This window comes from Pseudomonas sp. PB3P13, assembly GCF_054897735.1.
This window is the reverse complement of the sequence record NZ_CM142702.1, coordinates 2,322,749-2,337,475: the sequence shown is the minus strand read 5'-3', so window position 1 is coordinate 2,337,475 and position 14,727 is coordinate 2,322,749. Positions and strand designations below refer to the sequence as shown.

Sequence of the window (14,727 nt, the reverse complement as noted above, 5' to 3'; positions counted from 1 at the left end):
GTTCAAGGCTCGTAGCCAATGCCGAAATCGTTTGACCGTGTGCCGCCGATGCCCCGCATCCAGGTCATCGACCCGCGACAATCCGAACAGAGCTGGGAAAGTGCCCCGCAATTACTGGCCGCCCTCAACGGCGCGCGTTTGGGTGCATGGTATTGGGACATCGAGCGCGGTCAGATCAGTTGGTCGCGCGGCACGCAGGCGTTGTTCGGCTTCGATCCCCGACAACCGTTGCCCAAGGACCTGGAATACCTCGACCTGCTGCCGCCCGAAGACCGCGCGAAAACCGTGCGCGCCTTTCACGCAGTGATTGCCGGCGCGCCACTGGAACAGGCGATGCATCACCGTATCCGCTGGCCCGACGGCAGCCTGCACTGGCTGGAGGTCAGCGGCAGCTTGCTGCCAGACAGAAACGGGCGCCCGCGCATGATCGGCGTGATCCGCGAAATCACTCATCAGCGCCAGCGCGAACAGGCGCTGAGCAGCTCGGAAAAACGCTTCGCAACACTGTTTCATCTGTGCCCGAACATGGTCTTGCTGACGCGGCAGGAAGACGGCCTGATCACCGAGGCCAATCAGTATTTCGAAAGTCTGTTCGGCTGGCCGGTGCAGGATGCGATTGGTCGCACCACGGTCGAACTGGGTTTGTGGGTGCACCCGGAGCAACGGGCGGCGCTGGTCATCGCCACCAAGGCCAAAGGTGAATTGACCAGCATGGAAGTGCAGCTCCGTGCCAGTAACGGGCAGATCCACGATGGCATTCTCAGCGCGCAGAAAGTCGAGCTCGAAGGCCAGCCATACTTGCTCAGCACGTTTCTCGACACCTCTGAACGCAAGGTCGCCGAACATGCGCTCAAGGACAGCCAGGAGCGCCTCGACCTGGCGCTCGATTCCGCGCAGCTGGGCACCTGGGACTGGCACATTCCCAGCGGCATGCTCTACGGCTCGGCGCGGGCCGCGCAGTTGCACGGCCTCGAAGCCATGCCTTTTCATGAATCGTTCGAGGAGTTTTTCGAGGGCGTTCCCGGCGAGGAACGCGACACCATGCGCGACGCTTATCGCAGCCTGCGCGAGGGGCCGGCCGGCAATTACCAACTGACTTACCGCGTGCAGCTGCCCGACGGCAGTTCGCGCTATCTGGAAAGCCGCGCCCGCCTTTATCGCGACGACAACGGCGCACCCTTGCGCATGGCTGGCACGTTGCTGGACATCACCGATCAAGTGGAGCGCGAGCAAAAACTGGTCGCCTCCGAAGAGAAATTCGCCACGCTGTTTCAGGTCAGCCCCGACCCGATCTGCGTGACGCGCCAGGACACCGGCCAGTTCATCGAGATCAATTCGAGTTTTTCGCAGACCTTCGGCTGGAGCACCGCCGAGGTGATGGGTCACAGCGCCGACGAAATCGGCCTGTGGGACGGGTCGACGAAAAGCCTGCGGCGGATCGAACAGGTCATCCGCGAACAAGGCCTGAACAATGTCGCCATCCACGTTCAGCACAAGGATGGCCAAGTGTTGACGTGCGTGATTTCCAGCCGGCAAATCAGCGTCGGCGATCAGCCGTGCATAGTCACAACCCTGCGCGACATCACCCAGCAGCAGCGCTCCGAAGCGGCGCTCAAGGCCAGCGAAGAGAAATTCGCCAAAGCCTTCCACTCAAGTCCCGACGCCATCACTATTACCGAACGCGACAGCGGGCGCTATCTGGAGGTCAACGACGGCTTCTGCCGCCTGACAGGCTACCGCGCAGATGAAGTGTTGGGGCGCACGGTGCATCAGGTGGGCATCTGGGCCGATGAAAAACAACGTTCGGCGCTGTTGGCCGAGCTGCAGCTCAAGGGCCGGGTGCACCATCAGGAGATGCTCGCGCATAACAAGCGCGGCGACCTGCTGACAGTCGAAGTGTCGGTGGAGCCGATCACACTGAATGAAACCGCCTGTCTGCTGTTGACCGCACGAGACGTCAGCCTGCTGAAAAATGCCGAGGCGCAAATTCGCCATCTGGCTTATCACGATCCGTTGACCAACCTGCCCAACCGCGCGCTGTTGATGGATCGCTTGAGCCAGCAAATCGCGCTGCTCAAGCGACACAATCTGCGCGGCGCGCTGATGTTCCTCGATCTGGACCACTTCAAGCACATCAATGACTCACTGGGACACCCGGTGGGCGATACGGTGTTGAAAATCATCACCGCCCGCCTTGAAGCGAGCGTGCGCATGGAAGACACCGTAGCGCGGCTCGGCGGCGACGAATTCGTGGTGCTGCTCAGTGGCCTGGAAGGACCGCTAAACGAAGTCAGCGATCAGGTTATGGAACTGGCCGATACCCTGCGCGAACTGCTCTCGGAACCGATGTTTCTGGATGGCCAACGCCTGCAAGTCACGCCGAGTATCGGCATCGCACTGATTCCCGACCACGGCTCGACCCCGATCGATCTGCTCAAGCGCGCGGACATCGCGCTGTATCGCGCCAAGGACTCGGGCCGCAACACTGCGCAGATGTACCACAACACCATGCAGAAAGCCGCGAGCGAACGCCTGCGCATGGAAACCGACTTGCGCCTGGCCCTGTCCCGGGGTGAATTGCGCGTGTATTACCAGCCCCAGGTTGACGCGCGCGACGGCCGTATCGTCGGTGCCGAAGCGCTGCTGCGCTGGAATCACCCGGAACTCGGCGCGCAATCGCCTCACGAATTCATCAAGGTGCTTGAAGACAGCGGGCTGATTCTGGAAGTCGGCACCTGGATCGTCGATGAAGCCTGCAATGCCTTCAAATACTTGATCGAACAGGACCTGATAGATCCGCTGGATTTCAGTCTGTGCGTGAACATCAGCCCACGGCAGTTTCGCCAGAACGATTTCGTCGAACGCATCGATCACAGCCTCAGCAGCCACGGCCTGCCCTACTCGTTACTGAATCTGGAAATCACTGAAGGCATCGTCATTCAGAACCTGGACGACACCATCGGTAAAATGCGCCGCCTGAAAAAGCTTGGCGTCAGCTTCGCCATGGATGATTTCGGCACTGGTTATTCCTCGCTGACTTACCTCAAGCGCCTGCCGGTGGACACCCTGAAAATCGATCAGTCGTTTATCCGCGACGCCACCACCGACCCCAACGATGCTGAAATCATCCGCGCGATCGTCGCCATGGCCCGCAGCCTGGGCCTGAAAATAATCGCAGAAGGCGTGGAAACGGCGGAGCAACTGGAGTTTCTGCAAAGGCTGGGGTGTCATTACTATCAGGGTTATCTGCACAGCGCGCCGGTGCCGGTGGAGGGTTTGCAGAAGCTGCTCCGATAATCCGCTGAAACTCGTCATCGTCCCGCCTACCCGTAGAGCGACTTCAGCCAATAAAAAAGGGCGCCAATGCAGGCTGTGTGAAAACGCAGCCTGTGCCGGTCAAAAGCAAATGCCCCGACTTGTCGGGGCATTTGCTTTTCCGGTTTTGAAAAGCAAAAAGGGCTTTTCAGCCCATCAATTCCATCATTCGCCGCACACCCAGCACGTTTATGGCTCTTTTCAGGTTGTACGTTTGTATCGCAAGCGCCATTTCCGTTCGAGCGCCTTTCAGTTGACGCAGTAAAAACCTGGCGTTGCCCATAGACCATTGCTTCAGGTTCCCAAACGGATGCTCAACGATAGATCGCCGCTGGCTCATCATGTCTCGATTGGCTTTCATGCGCCGTTCCATTCGTTCAAATGCGGCTTCGTGGGCATGACGCGTGACGTATCGGCGTTCGGCCTTGGTACATCGGTTTTTCAGCGGACAAACAGTGCAGTCGTCGACGGCGGCGTGATAGACCCGGTCTCCTTTGTTGAGGGCTTTAAGCGTGAGTATCTTGCCGTTTGGGCATTGATAGTTGTCACTTTCTTCGTGGTAATGGAAGAGTGTGCGATCAAAGTTTTGCTCTTCATCACCCTTGGTATTAACGGCTCGGTTTGGCGGGACATAGGGAGTGATGCCAGCGTCTTCACATGCCTGGAATTGACTGCCGTTGGAGTAACCCGCATCAGCAACGACACTGAGTTTGGCCTGCTCCAGCGCCTCTTGGGTAGCCTTGGCCATCGGCTCCAGTTGGCGGTTATCGGTTCCTTCCTGAGTCACTTCATGGTGCACGATCAGGCAGTGTTTTGCGTCAACCGCACTTTGAACGTTATAGGAAATACGCGAGCCTGAAGGGGTGCGCATTTTTTGCGCGTCGGACTCACCCACCACATGCTGCACCAGACCTTGAGCTTGCATCAGCACTTGGCAGGTCTGGTTATTGGCCTTTTTTATCTTCAGTTTCTCAAGCGCCGTCTGCACAGCAGAACGATCAATAGCTTCTTTGTGCTCGCCGCGATCAGCTTCATCAAGCTGAGCCAGATAGTGCGCAATACGCTTGTCGAGCTTTGCCTCGCGCTGTTGGAGCTTTTTAGGGGTGATCTGTTTTCGGTTCGAAGCCACGGCCTGGAACTTGCTGCCATCGATGGCCACCAACTCGCCAGCAATCAGGCCGGCTCCCCGACAAAATCGAACAAACGCACGGCATGTCGCGACAAAAGCTGCGCTGTTGTCGCGCCGGAAGTCGGCGATGGTTTTAAAGTCCGGAGCTAATCGGCCCAACATCCACATGACCTCGACGTTGCGCTGACACTCCGCTTCCAGCCGCCTGGAGGATCGAATTTGTTGGAAATAGCCGTAAAGATAGAGTTTAAGCAGGTCGCCGGGATGGTACGAAGGGCGCCCGGTTGCTTTGGGAGCAGCTTTGTCGAACCCGAGTTGCTCAAGGTCCAGCAGAGAAATGTACGCCTCGATCACCCGAACCAGATGGTCTTCGGGAATGAGTTCGTCCAGTGAGACTGGAAACAGAGTGCCCTGCGTACGATCTTCACCTTGGATGTAGCGCATAAGAAAAATGCCCGTATCTTGCGATACGGGCATTTTCTTAAACCCGGCGGCAGATTGCTAGGTTTTCACACAGCCTGCAATGGCGCCCTTTTTTCCTGCTCACACTCAGTGCTGCAAAGCAGGTTTTTCCATCCCGTTGATCGGAATGCGCTTTGCCTTTGCCTCTTCCGGAATCACTCGCAGCAGATCGATGCTCAGCAAACCGTTGCGCAGGTCGGCGGTCTTGATTTCGATATGGTCCGCCAGACGGAACGACAGTTTGAATGCTCGTTGCGCGATGCCTTGATGCAGGAAGGTCACGCCGTCGGTGGTATCGCGTTTGCCGCCGCTGATGGTCAGCACACCTTTTTCCACCTGCAACTCCAGGTCTTCGTCCTGAAATCCAGCGGCCGCTACGACAATGCGGTATTGGTCGTCGCCGTGTTTTTCAACGTTGTAAGGTGGGTAAGTGCTGCCTGGCTCATTGCGCAGGGCGGTTTCGAACAGATCGTTGAAACGGTCGAAACCTACCGAGGAACGGAACAGCGGGGCCATGGAAAATGCAGTCGTCATGATTCAAATCTCCTGAAAACAATCAGCAAGTTTTTTTTCCGCGACCCGAATTCGGCATCGCGTAATCCCTAAATAGGGACCGCTGATTTGATTTCAAGCCATTATTTGAAGATTTTTTTCAGGCCGCTTCGGCCACTGGCAAACCCAGCAAACGCGAGACCTGGTCCAGCTCGGTTTCGCGTCGCAGGACAGTGAAAAGCTCTACGGCTTCGGGGTAATTGCGCGTCAGCATGGCCAGCCATTGCTTCAAGCGACCCGGCGACTGACGCGCGGTCATCTGGGCCTTGGCTTGCAGCCAGAAGTCCTGGAGCAGTGGCAACAATTCGGCCCAGGTCATCTCGACGACTTCCTCACCGGCTCTCGCCGCAGCGATTTGTCGAGCCAGGTCCGGGCGCGACACCAGCCCGCGACCGAGCATGATGTCTTCGACGCCGCTGATTTCGCGGCAGCGGCGCCAGTCTTCCACACTCCATATATCGCCATTGGCGAACACCGGCACTTTGACCACTTCCTGCACCCTGGGTATCCATTCCCAATGCGCCGGCGGTTTGTAGCCGTCCATTTTGGTCCGCGCATGCACCACGATGTGCGCCGCGCCTCCTTCGGCCAGCGCAGTCGCGCAAACCAGCGCGCCGTCGGGACTGTCGAAACCCAGACGCATTTTGGCGGTGACGGGGATGTGCGCGGGCACGGCACGGCGTACGTGCTCGACAATCTGGTTGAGCAGCTCAGGCTCCTTGAGTAACACCGCGCCGCCGCGGGACTTGTTGACCGTTTTCGCCGGGCAACCGAAATTAAGGTCGATGACTTCAGAGCCGAGTTCGCAAGCCAGGGCCGCGTTTTCCGCGAGGCAAGCCGGGTCGGACCCGAGCAACTGGACGCGCAATGGCACGCCCGACGCGGTGCGGGCACCGGTCAGCAACTCAGGACCGAACTTGTGGAAGTAGGCCGGCGTGAGCAGTTGATCGTTGATGCGGATGAACTCGGTCACGCACCAATCGATGCCACCGACGCGAGTCAGCACGTCGCGCAGGATGTTGTCGACCAACCCCTCCATGGGCGCCAAAGCAATTTGCATGAAAAAACACACTCGATGAAAAACGTGCGGCAGTTTACTGGTTTTCAGCTGCTAAAAGGTAAGCGCCTGTCAGGCAGGAACTTGCAACGCCGGGCCGTAGCCTTCGATGAATTCTGTCGGCATGCGCCTGGGTTTGCCCGATGACAGCTCGATGCAGACAAACGTGGTTTTCGCGCGCAACAGCGTGGTGTTGTCGCACGGGCGTTTGAGCTGGAAGTGGCGGGTCATTTTCAAGCGCTGGTCCCAGTCGACGATCCAGGTGGCCAACTGCAGCTCGTCGCCCTCATAGGCCGCCGCCAGATAATCGATCTCATGACGCACGACGGCCATCGCCCGATCCAGTCGGCGGTATTCGACGAGGTCAAGACCGAGCCGCTGCGAGTGCCGCCAGGCGCAGCGCTCGAGCCAGGTCACGTACACCGCGTTGTTGGCGTGACCCAGCCCGTCGATGTCTTCGGCAGCCACTTCCAGATCAATGATAAAAGGCGTTGCCCGATCCCAGCCCATGCCCCACTCCCGGTCAGATTATTACGACCGAGGCAGTGTAGCGGATGCTCAGGCGGATTGGCGCGATTGCAGGCTGCGCCCCGACAGCAGTGATAACACACCATCAATCACCCGAGGGTCTGCCAGGATGCGCTGATGACCGCCCTCTTCCAGGCGCAGCAAACGGCTGTCGAACCAGGCCTCATGAATCAGCTGCGACTCTTTGACCCCGACGAGGTTGTCGTCTTCGGCATGAACGATCAGCCCGGGCATGTCGAGTTGATAATGCGCGACATCCAGCGTGGCGGCGCGCATGCCGACGTCGCTCTCGACCTGGCGAATGAACGCCGAACGCGCTTTCGGGGGCAACCGCACGTAACGTGCAAAACCGCGCAACACGCCGAGAATCCGCGCCGGTGCGGCGATGGTCACCAGCGTCTCGGTGCGCAAGCCCAGTTGCACGGCGAGCATGGCACTGGCGCCGCCCATGGAGTGACCGATCACCGCCTGCAGCGGTGGCAATTCGGCGGCCGCTTCGAGCATGGCCCGGGCAAACAGCACGACGTTGGCTTCGCGCCCGGGTGAGCGACCGTGCGCCGGACCGTCCAGCGCGACCACGGTATAGCCGGCGTCGACCAGTGCGGTGATCAGGCTGGCAAACTGCGTCGGCCGCCCTTCCCACCCGTGCATCAGCAGCACTGCGGGGCCTTGCCCCCAGCGCAAGGCCGACAGGCCGAAGCGCAAGGTGATGCGTTCGGATCTGGCCAGCAATGGCAACTCCCAATCGCGGGGCGGCAAGTCCCGGGGAGTCATGAATGCCAATCGCATTTTGCTCGCAACCAGTTTCGGTGCGAACCAGCCCAAGGTGCCATTAACGCCACGAACCCATTTTAACGTGCCCATCGCCCTCACTCCTCAGGCCGCAGCCTTCAGGTCATAGCACCGCCGATTTGGCGGCGCGCAGCAATCGATCAGATAACTCACCCGGCCCCAACGCGCGGGCCAACGCCAAACCGCCCACCATCAACGCCATGTCGGCCAAAGCTTTTTCGGTGTCTTCCGGGCTGGCCGCCAACTGCGCGACCATCAATTCAACGTGCTCATTCAACGCCACCCGAAACGCCTCCGGCAGACGTCCCAGCTCACCCACGGATGCGGGGATCGGGCACGCCGACTCAGAGGAATCGCGGTGTTTGCGCGACAGGTAAAACGCGGCGACCAAGGCGCGGCGCTCTTCACCGGTCAGTTGCTCGTCCATGTCGGCGATCAAGCCACGGCGGTGGCCAAGCAACTGCTTGAACGCCTCCAGCATCATCGCGTCCTTGCTTTCGAAGTGTGCGTAGAATCCGCCGACCGTCAGGCCGGCCGCACCCATCACTTCGCCGACGCTTGGCTCAGCCGGACCGCGCTGGATCAACGCCGCGCTGGCAGCCCTGAGAATGCGTTCGCGGGTTTGAGCTTTTTTATCGTTCATCGTTGCCTCCGAATATTACGATTAGAATATTATTCGCATAATAATTTTCCGCAAGTCTTGGCTGTGACCGCTGGTCTGAAGCACAGTTTGAGAGAACGGAGGGATTTGGCCAAACGCCAGACAAACAAAAGGGCCATTCAATAATTGAATGACCCTTATAAAATCCCGCAGAGCGGGTAATCGTGGCGTCCCCTAGGGGACTCGAACCCCTGTTACCGCCGTGAAAGGGCGGTGTCCTAGGCCACTAGACGAAGGGGACGCAAAACCTTCTATACAACTGATCAGCGCTGAGAACTGATCGATTCAAGGCCGGTGTGGCCAGACCTTGAACTGTAAATTGGTGGAGCTTAGCGGGATCGAACCGCTGACCTCCTGCATGCCATGCAGGCGCTCTCCCAGCTGAGCTAAAGCCCCGGATTTTTCGCCTCGCGGCGGAGCGACATACTGCAACATCGCTTCTGTAAAACTGGCGTCCCCTAGGGGACTCGAACCCCTGTTACCGCCGTGAAAGGGCGGTGTCCTAGGCCACTAGACGAAGGGGACGTAAACCCTTCTATACAACAGATCAACGCTGAGTGTTGATCGCTTCAAGACCCGTGTGGCCAGACCTTGAAGTGTAAATTGGTGGAGCTTAGCGGGATCGAACCGCTGACCTCCTGCATGCCATGCAGGCGCTCTCCCAGCTGAGCTAAAGCCCCTCATCGCTGAGGACGGGGCGAATCTTAATGGCGCTTTAGAAGTGTGTCAAACTTATTTTTAACAATCTCCAAAGTTTTTTGCCGACATAACAATCACTTACCGCCCGCCCCCGTAATCTCGGGGCGATGCGTTCCCTGTAGCAGCTGCCGCAGGCTCGTGCCGCGTTCGGACGTTCGAGTGCGCAGCGCTCGCCTTACAGGCCCCCCGCCCTTTCAAGCAGGTCGTGGCGCGCCAGCCAGGGGTTGCCGGGCAAGCCGACGCAGCCTGCGGCAGCTGCTACATGGGAACGGTCTAATCAGGTGGCAGCGAGTGAGATCAGGCGATGTTCGCCAGCAATTTTTCCCACTCCTTGTTTTCCTTCTTCGACACGCCACCGAGCAAATCGATGGCCTGGCGCAGACGGAAACGCGTGAGGTCCGGGCCGATAATTTCCATCGCATCCAGCACGGAAACCGAGCTGGCCTGGCCGGTGATTGAAGCAAACATCAGCGGCATGGCGTCACGCAGCTTCAGTTCGAGGGATTCCACCACTGCCTGAATCGTCGCAGTGATGCTGTCCTTCTCCCACTGACGCAGGCTTTCCAGCTTCCATAAAATCAGCTGCATCAACTGGCGAACCTGATCGCCCGAGAGCTTTTTCGACTCAAACAGGCTGGCATCCGGATTCACGCCACCGGCGAAGAAGAACCCGGCCAGCGGTGCGACCTGGCAGAAGGTCTCAACCCGGCCCTGCACGTGCGGGGCGATTTTCATCATGTATTCCGGGTTCAGCGCCCAGGTCTGCAGACGCGAGGCAAACTCTTCCACCGGCAGATCACGCAACCATTGGCCGTTGAGCCACGACAGTTTCTCGATGTCGAAAATCGGCCCGCCAAGAGAAACGCGCTTGAGGTCAAAATTGTCGACCATTTCCTGCAGCGAGAATTTCTCGCGCTCGTCCGGCATCGACCAGCCCATGCGGCCGAGGTAGTTGAGCATCGCTTCCGGCATGAAGCCCATGCGCTCGTAGAATGTTACCGACGTCGGATTCTTGCGCTTGGACAGTTTGCTCTTGTCCGGGTTACGCAGCAGCGGCATGTAGCACAGCTCCGGTTGCTCCCAGCCGAAGTACTCGTACAGCAGAATCAGCTTCGGCGCCGAAGGCAGCCATTCTTCGCCGCGCAACACGTGGGTGATGCCCATCAAATGGTCATCGACCACATTGGCGAGGAAGTACGTCGGCAGGCCGTCGGTTTTCATCAGCACTTGCATGTCCATGCGATCCCACGGGATCTCGACGTCGCCGCGCAGCATGTCCGGCACCACGCACACGCCGTCGCTCGGCACCTTCATGCGGATCACGTGTGGCTCGCCAGCGGCCAGCCGACGGGCGACTTCTTCTTTTGACAGCAGCAGTGCACGGCCGTCATAACGCGGGGTTTCGCCGCGCGCCTGTTGCTCGGCGCGCATCTGGTCCAGTTCTTCGGCGGTGCAGAAGCACGGGAAGGCATGGCCCATTTCGACCAGTTGCTGGCAGTACTTTTGATAAATGTCGCCGCGCTCGCTTTGGCGATACGGACCGTGCGGACCGCCGACATCCGGACCCTCGCTCCAGTCGATGCCCAACCAGCGCAGAGCGTCGAAAATCTGCTGTTCGGACTCACGGGTGGAACGCACCTGGTCGGTGTCTTCGATCCGCAGAATGAACTCGCCACCGTGCTGCTTGGCAAAGCAGTAGTTGAACAAAGCGATGTAAGCGGTACCTACGTGGGGGTCCCCGGTAGGCGATGGCGCGATGCGCGTGCGGACGGTGGTCATGGCAAATCTCGGAATGAAGATAAAACAAAGCGCGAATGGTAACAGGCGTGACGGGCCGGGCTCCAGTGAGGCAGGGATTTAAGCAAAGTTCCCGCCCACCGCCGAGCAGCAGATGCTGGTGATCAGACCTCGATCAACCGCTCCCGCAGCTTGCCAATCTCGTCACGCAGTTGCGCTGCGGCTTCGAATTCCAGATCCCGGGCCAGTTGATACATCTTCTCTTCCAGCGCTTTGATGCGCTTGGCGATTTCCCCCGGGGAGCGCAGTTCGGCTTCGTATTTGGCGCTCTCCTCGGCGGCTTTGGCCATCCCTTTGCGCTTCTTGCTGCGCGAACCCGGCACGGTGGCGCCTTCCATGATGTCGGCGACATCCTTGAATACGCCTTTGGGCGTGATGCCGTTGGCCAGGTTGAAGGCGATCTGTTTCTCGCGACGCCGCTCGGTTTCACCGATCGCCCGTTCCATCGAACCGGTCATGCGGTCGGCGTACAGAATCGCCCGGCCATTGAGGTTACGCGCCGCGCGGCCGATGGTCTGGATCAGCGAGCGCTCGGAACGCAGGAAGCCTTCCTTGTCGGCATCGAGGATCGCCACCAGCGAAACTTCCGGCATATCGAGACCTTCGCGCAGCAGGTTGATCCCCACCAGCACATCGAACGTGCCAAGGCGCAGATCCCGAATGATTTCGACCCGCTCCACGGTGTCGATGTCCGAGTGCAGGTAGCGCACGCGCACGCCATGATCGGCCAGGTAATCGGTAAGGTCTTCAGACATGCGTTTGGTCAGCGTGGTGACGAGTACGCGTTCTTCCAGCGCAACACGTTTGGTGATTTCCGAGAGCAGATCGTCGACCTGGGTAAGTGCCGGGCGAATTTCGATCTGCGGGTCGACCAGGCCAGTCGGACGCACCAGTTGCTCGACCACACGGCCGGCGTGTTCAGCCTCATAGTTGCCGGGCGTGGCCGAGACAAAAATGGTCTGCGGGCTGATGCCCTCGAACTCGTCGAAACGCATCGGCCGGTTATCCAGCGCCGAGGGCAGCCGGAAGCCGTATTCCACCAGCGTTTCCTTGCGCGAACGGTCGCCTTTGTACATGGCGCCGACTTGCGGCACGCTGACGTGCGATTCGTCGATCACCAGCAGCGCGTCGGCTGGCAGGTAGTCAAACAGCGTCGGCGGCGCCTGCCCGGAGGCACGGCCCGACAGGTAGCGCGAGTAATTTTCGATGCCGTTGCAGTAACCCAGTTCGAGGATCATCTCCAGATCGAAACGGGTGCGCTGCTCCAGACGCTGGGCTTCGACCAGTTTGTTGTTGGAGCGGAGGTATTCGAGACGCTCCTGCAATTCGACCTTGATCCCCTCGATGGCGCCGAGCAGGGTTTCGCGCGGTGTCACGTAGTGGCTTTTGGGGTAGAAAGTGAACCGTGGCAGTTTGCGAATGACCTCGCCGGTCAACGGATCGAACGCTGACAGGCTTTCCACCTCGTCATCGAACAGCTCGATGCGGATCGCTTCGAAATCCGATTCTGCCGGGTGGATATCAATCACATCACCGCGCACCCGGAAGGTAGCGCGAGCGAAATCGATGTCGTTGCGGGTGTACTGCAGGTCAGCCAGACGGCGCAGCAAGGCACGTTGATCAAGCTTGTCGCCACGATCAACGTGCAGGACCATTTTCAGATATGTCTCGGGGCTGCCCAAACCGTAGATGCAGGACACCGTGGTGACGATGATCGCGTCTTTGCGCTCCAGCAACGCTTTGGTCGCCGACAAACGCATCTGCTCGATGTGGTCGTTGATCGAGGCGTCTTTCTCGATGAAGGTGTCCGAGGACGGCACGTACGCTTCCGGCTGGTAGTAATCGTAATAGGAAACGAAATACTCGACGGCGTTGTTCGGAAAGAACGCTTTGAATTCGCCGTATAGCTGCGCGGCCAGGGTCTTGTTGGGCGCCAATACCAGCGTCGGGCGCTGAACCTGAGCGATAACGTTGGCAATGCTGAAGGTCTTCCCCGAACCGGTCACACCGAGCAACGTCTGGTGCGCCAGCCCGGCCTCGATGCCTTCGACCATAAGGCGAATGGCTTCCGGCTGATCGCCGGCAGGCTCGAAGCGGGTGACTAGCTGGAATTCAGACATGAAATACCTCTGGGTTCATTCCCGCATGGTTAAACCGGACGGGAACGAGAAAGACCGCAAACGACCGAGATCGCCCGAGGAAAAAACTGGATTCATCTCAATGTGGAGCCGATTGCCTGCGCTTTCAAGGCAAATGTCCTACATCCATTGAAGTCTTTGACGTGAGCAATCGAGGAACGGTCGAAAAATAAACGGGAAAACTTGCAGTAAAAACGGAAACGTCTGTCGCCATCGATCAGGAATGGCCTCTATACTAGCTCCCCGTTTGTGCACCGCTCTAGTGCATTCGGCTGGAGCGCGACACGTCCCTCCACTCCCCATTCAGAGCCGCCGCAAAAATGAGCCTGTTCTCAGCTGTCGAAATGGCACCACGCGATCCAATCCTGGGCCTCAACGAAGCATTTAACGCCGACACCCGTACCAGCAAAGTCAACCTGGGGGTCGGTGTTTACTGCAACGAGGAGGGGCGAATTCCACTCCTGCGCGCCGTTGTCGAAGCCGAGACGATTCGCGTCGCTCAACACGCCTCCCGTGGCTATCTGCCAATTGATGGCATTGCCGCCTACGACCAGGCCGTGCAAAAACTGCTGTTCGGCAATGACTCCCCGCTGATTGCTGCTGGCCGGGTTATCACTACTCAGGCCGTCGGCGGCACCGGCGCATTGAAGATCGGTGCAGACTTCCTCAAGCAGTTGCTGCCAAACGCCATTGTGGCCATCAGCGATCCAAGCTGGGAAAACCACCGCGCGCTGTTCGAAACCGCCGGCTTCCCGGTGCAGAACTACCGTTATTACGACGCCGCGACCCACGATGTGAACCGCGCAGGCCTGCTCGAAGACTTGAACGCCCTGCCCTCCGGATCGATTGTCGTGCTGCACGCATGCTGCCACAACCCGACCGGCGTGGACTTGAGCCCGGCGGACTGGAAAAACGTGCTGGAAGTCGTGAAGGCCAAAGGTCACGTGCCGTTCCTCGACATGGCTTATCAGGGCTTTGGCGACGGCATCGACGAAGACGCTGCTGCCGTGCGCCTGTTTGCCGAATCGGGCCTGACATTCTTCGTCTCCAGCTCGTTCTCGAAATCCTTCTCGCTGTATGGCGAGCGCGTCGGCGCGCTGTCGATCGTCAGCGAATCCAGGGAAGAAAGCGCGCGCGTGCTGTCGCAGGTCAAACGCGTGATCCGCACCAATTACTCCAACCCGCCGACCCACGGTGCAAGCATCGTCGCGGCCGTACTGAACAGCCCGGAATTGCGCGCTCAGTGGGAAGAGGAACTGGCCGAAATGCGCCTGCGCATTCGTGGCATGCGCACCCGGATGGTCGATCTGCTGGCGACCAATGCCCCGCATCGCGATTTCAGCTTTGTCGGCCGTCAACGCGGCATGTTCTCTTACTCCGGCCTGACGGTTGAGCAAGTGACCCGCCTGCGCAGCGAGTTCGGCATCTACGCCCTCGACACGGGCCGCATCTGCGTGGCGGCGCTGAATCAGAGCAACATCGATGCGGTGACCAAGGCTATCGTTGCGGTGATCTGAGTCGCTTGCTGAGACGCAAAAACGGGAAGCTGGATGGCTTCCCGTTTTTTATTTGTTTCAGATAATTCAGCGGCGGGCCA

At 59.1% G+C, this 14,727-nt stretch carries 10 protein-coding genes and 4 tRNA genes; 2 read left to right on the top strand and 12 right to left on the bottom strand.

The features are described from left to right. Positions 1-18: 18 nt before the first annotated feature. Positions 19-3,297, top strand: coding sequence for a sensor domain-containing protein (locus ACYZT1_RS10750; RefSeq protein WP_462018906.1), 3,279 nt, complete (start codon positions 19-21; stop codon positions 3,295-3,297). A 166-nt stretch (positions 3,298-3,463) separates the two neighbouring features. Here the strand turns inward: ACYZT1_RS10750 and ACYZT1_RS10745 are convergent, their stop codons facing one another. The 12 genes from ACYZT1_RS10745 to uvrB form a co-directional block, all read right to left on the bottom strand. Then, the gene (locus ACYZT1_RS10745) at positions 3,464-4,888 is read right to left on the bottom strand and encodes an IS1182 family transposase (RefSeq protein ID WP_462015231.1); all 1,425 of its coding nucleotides are present in this window, start codon (positions 4,886-4,888) and stop codon (positions 3,464-3,466) included. Positions 4,889-4,993: 105 nt separating this feature from the next. Next, a complete protein-coding gene (locus ACYZT1_RS10740) occupies positions 4,994-5,440 on the bottom strand; it encodes an Hsp20 family protein (RefSeq protein ID WP_462018905.1) in 447 nt (148 codons plus the stop codon). Between the two features lie 118 nt (positions 5,441-5,558). Then, positions 5,559-6,518 (bottom strand): tRNA dihydrouridine synthase, encoded by a 960-nt coding sequence (locus tag ACYZT1_RS10735; protein WP_462018904.1) that lies wholly within the window; start codon positions 6,516-6,518, stop codon positions 5,559-5,561. Between the two features lie 69 nt (positions 6,519-6,587). Beyond that, a complete protein-coding gene (locus ACYZT1_RS10730) occupies positions 6,588-7,025 on the bottom strand; it encodes an acyl-CoA thioesterase (RefSeq protein ID WP_462018903.1) in 438 nt (145 codons plus the stop codon). 48 nt (positions 7,026-7,073) lie between these two features. Continuing rightward, positions 7,074-7,907 (bottom strand): alpha/beta fold hydrolase, encoded by an 834-nt coding sequence (locus tag ACYZT1_RS10725; RefSeq protein WP_462018902.1) that lies wholly within the window; start codon positions 7,905-7,907, stop codon positions 7,074-7,076. 31 nt (positions 7,908-7,938) lie between these two features. Beyond that, positions 7,939-8,478, bottom strand: coding sequence for a TetR/AcrR family transcriptional regulator (locus ACYZT1_RS10720; protein ID WP_462018901.1), 540 nt, complete (start codon positions 8,476-8,478; stop codon positions 7,939-7,941). 183 nt (positions 8,479-8,661) lie between these two features. Next, positions 8,662-8,737: transfer RNA gene (locus tag ACYZT1_RS10715), tRNA-Glu, on the bottom strand. Positions 8,738-8,816: 79 nt separating this feature from the next. Then, positions 8,817-8,892 (bottom strand) — tRNA-Ala (locus ACYZT1_RS10710). 53 nt (positions 8,893-8,945) lie between these two features. After that, a tRNA-Glu gene (locus ACYZT1_RS10705) sits at positions 8,946-9,021 on the bottom strand. A gap of 79 nt (positions 9,022-9,100) precedes the next feature. Next, positions 9,101-9,176, bottom strand: a tRNA-Ala gene (locus ACYZT1_RS10700). 316 nt (positions 9,177-9,492) lie between these two features. Further along, positions 9,493-10,974, bottom strand: coding sequence for a glutamate--tRNA ligase (gltX, locus tag ACYZT1_RS10695; protein ID WP_462018900.1), 1,482 nt, complete (start codon positions 10,972-10,974; stop codon positions 9,493-9,495). Positions 10,975-11,096: 122 nt separating this feature from the next. Next, positions 11,097-13,112 (bottom strand): excinuclease ABC subunit UvrB, encoded by a 2,016-nt coding sequence (gene uvrB, locus ACYZT1_RS10690; RefSeq protein ID WP_462018899.1) that lies wholly within the window; start codon positions 13,110-13,112, stop codon positions 11,097-11,099. 338 nt (positions 13,113-13,450) lie between these two features. On the opposite strand from uvrB, the gene ACYZT1_RS10685 reads away from it, so the two are divergent. Beyond that, positions 13,451-14,647 (top strand): amino acid aminotransferase, encoded by a 1,197-nt coding sequence (locus ACYZT1_RS10685; protein WP_462018898.1) that lies wholly within the window; start codon positions 13,451-13,453, stop codon positions 14,645-14,647. Positions 14,648-14,727: the final 80 nt, after the last annotated feature.

Coding starts and splice junctions, on each gene's coding strand:
- ACYZT1_RS10750 (WP_462018906.1), top strand. CDS start 19: ATGCCGAAATCGTTTGACCGTGTGCCGCCGATGCCCCGCATCCAGGTC.
- ACYZT1_RS10745 (WP_462015231.1), bottom strand. CDS start 4,888: ATGCGCTACATCCAAGGTGAAGATCGTACGCAGGGCACTCTGTTTCCA.
- ACYZT1_RS10740 (WP_462018905.1), bottom strand. CDS start 5,440: ATGACGACTGCATTTTCCATGGCCCCGCTGTTCCGTTCCTCGGTAGGT.
- ACYZT1_RS10735 (WP_462018904.1), bottom strand. CDS start 6,518: ATGCAAATTGCTTTGGCGCCCATGGAGGGGTTGGTCGACAACATCCTG.
- ACYZT1_RS10730 (WP_462018903.1), bottom strand. CDS start 7,025: ATGGGCTGGGATCGGGCAACGCCTTTTATCATTGATCTGGAAGTGGCT.
- ACYZT1_RS10725 (WP_462018902.1), bottom strand. CDS start 7,907: ATGGGCACGTTAAAATGGGTTCGTGGCGTTAATGGCACCTTGGGCTGG.
- ACYZT1_RS10720 (WP_462018901.1), bottom strand. CDS start 8,478: ATGAACGATAAAAAAGCTCAAACCCGCGAACGCATTCTCAGGGCTGCC.
- gltX (WP_462018900.1), bottom strand. CDS start 10,974: ATGACCACCGTCCGCACGCGCATCGCGCCATCGCCTACCGGGGACCCC.
- uvrB (WP_462018899.1), bottom strand. CDS start 13,112: ATGTCTGAATTCCAGCTAGTCACCCGCTTCGAGCCTGCCGGCGATCAG.
- ACYZT1_RS10685 (WP_462018898.1), top strand. CDS start 13,451: ATGAGCCTGTTCTCAGCTGTCGAAATGGCACCACGCGATCCAATCCTG.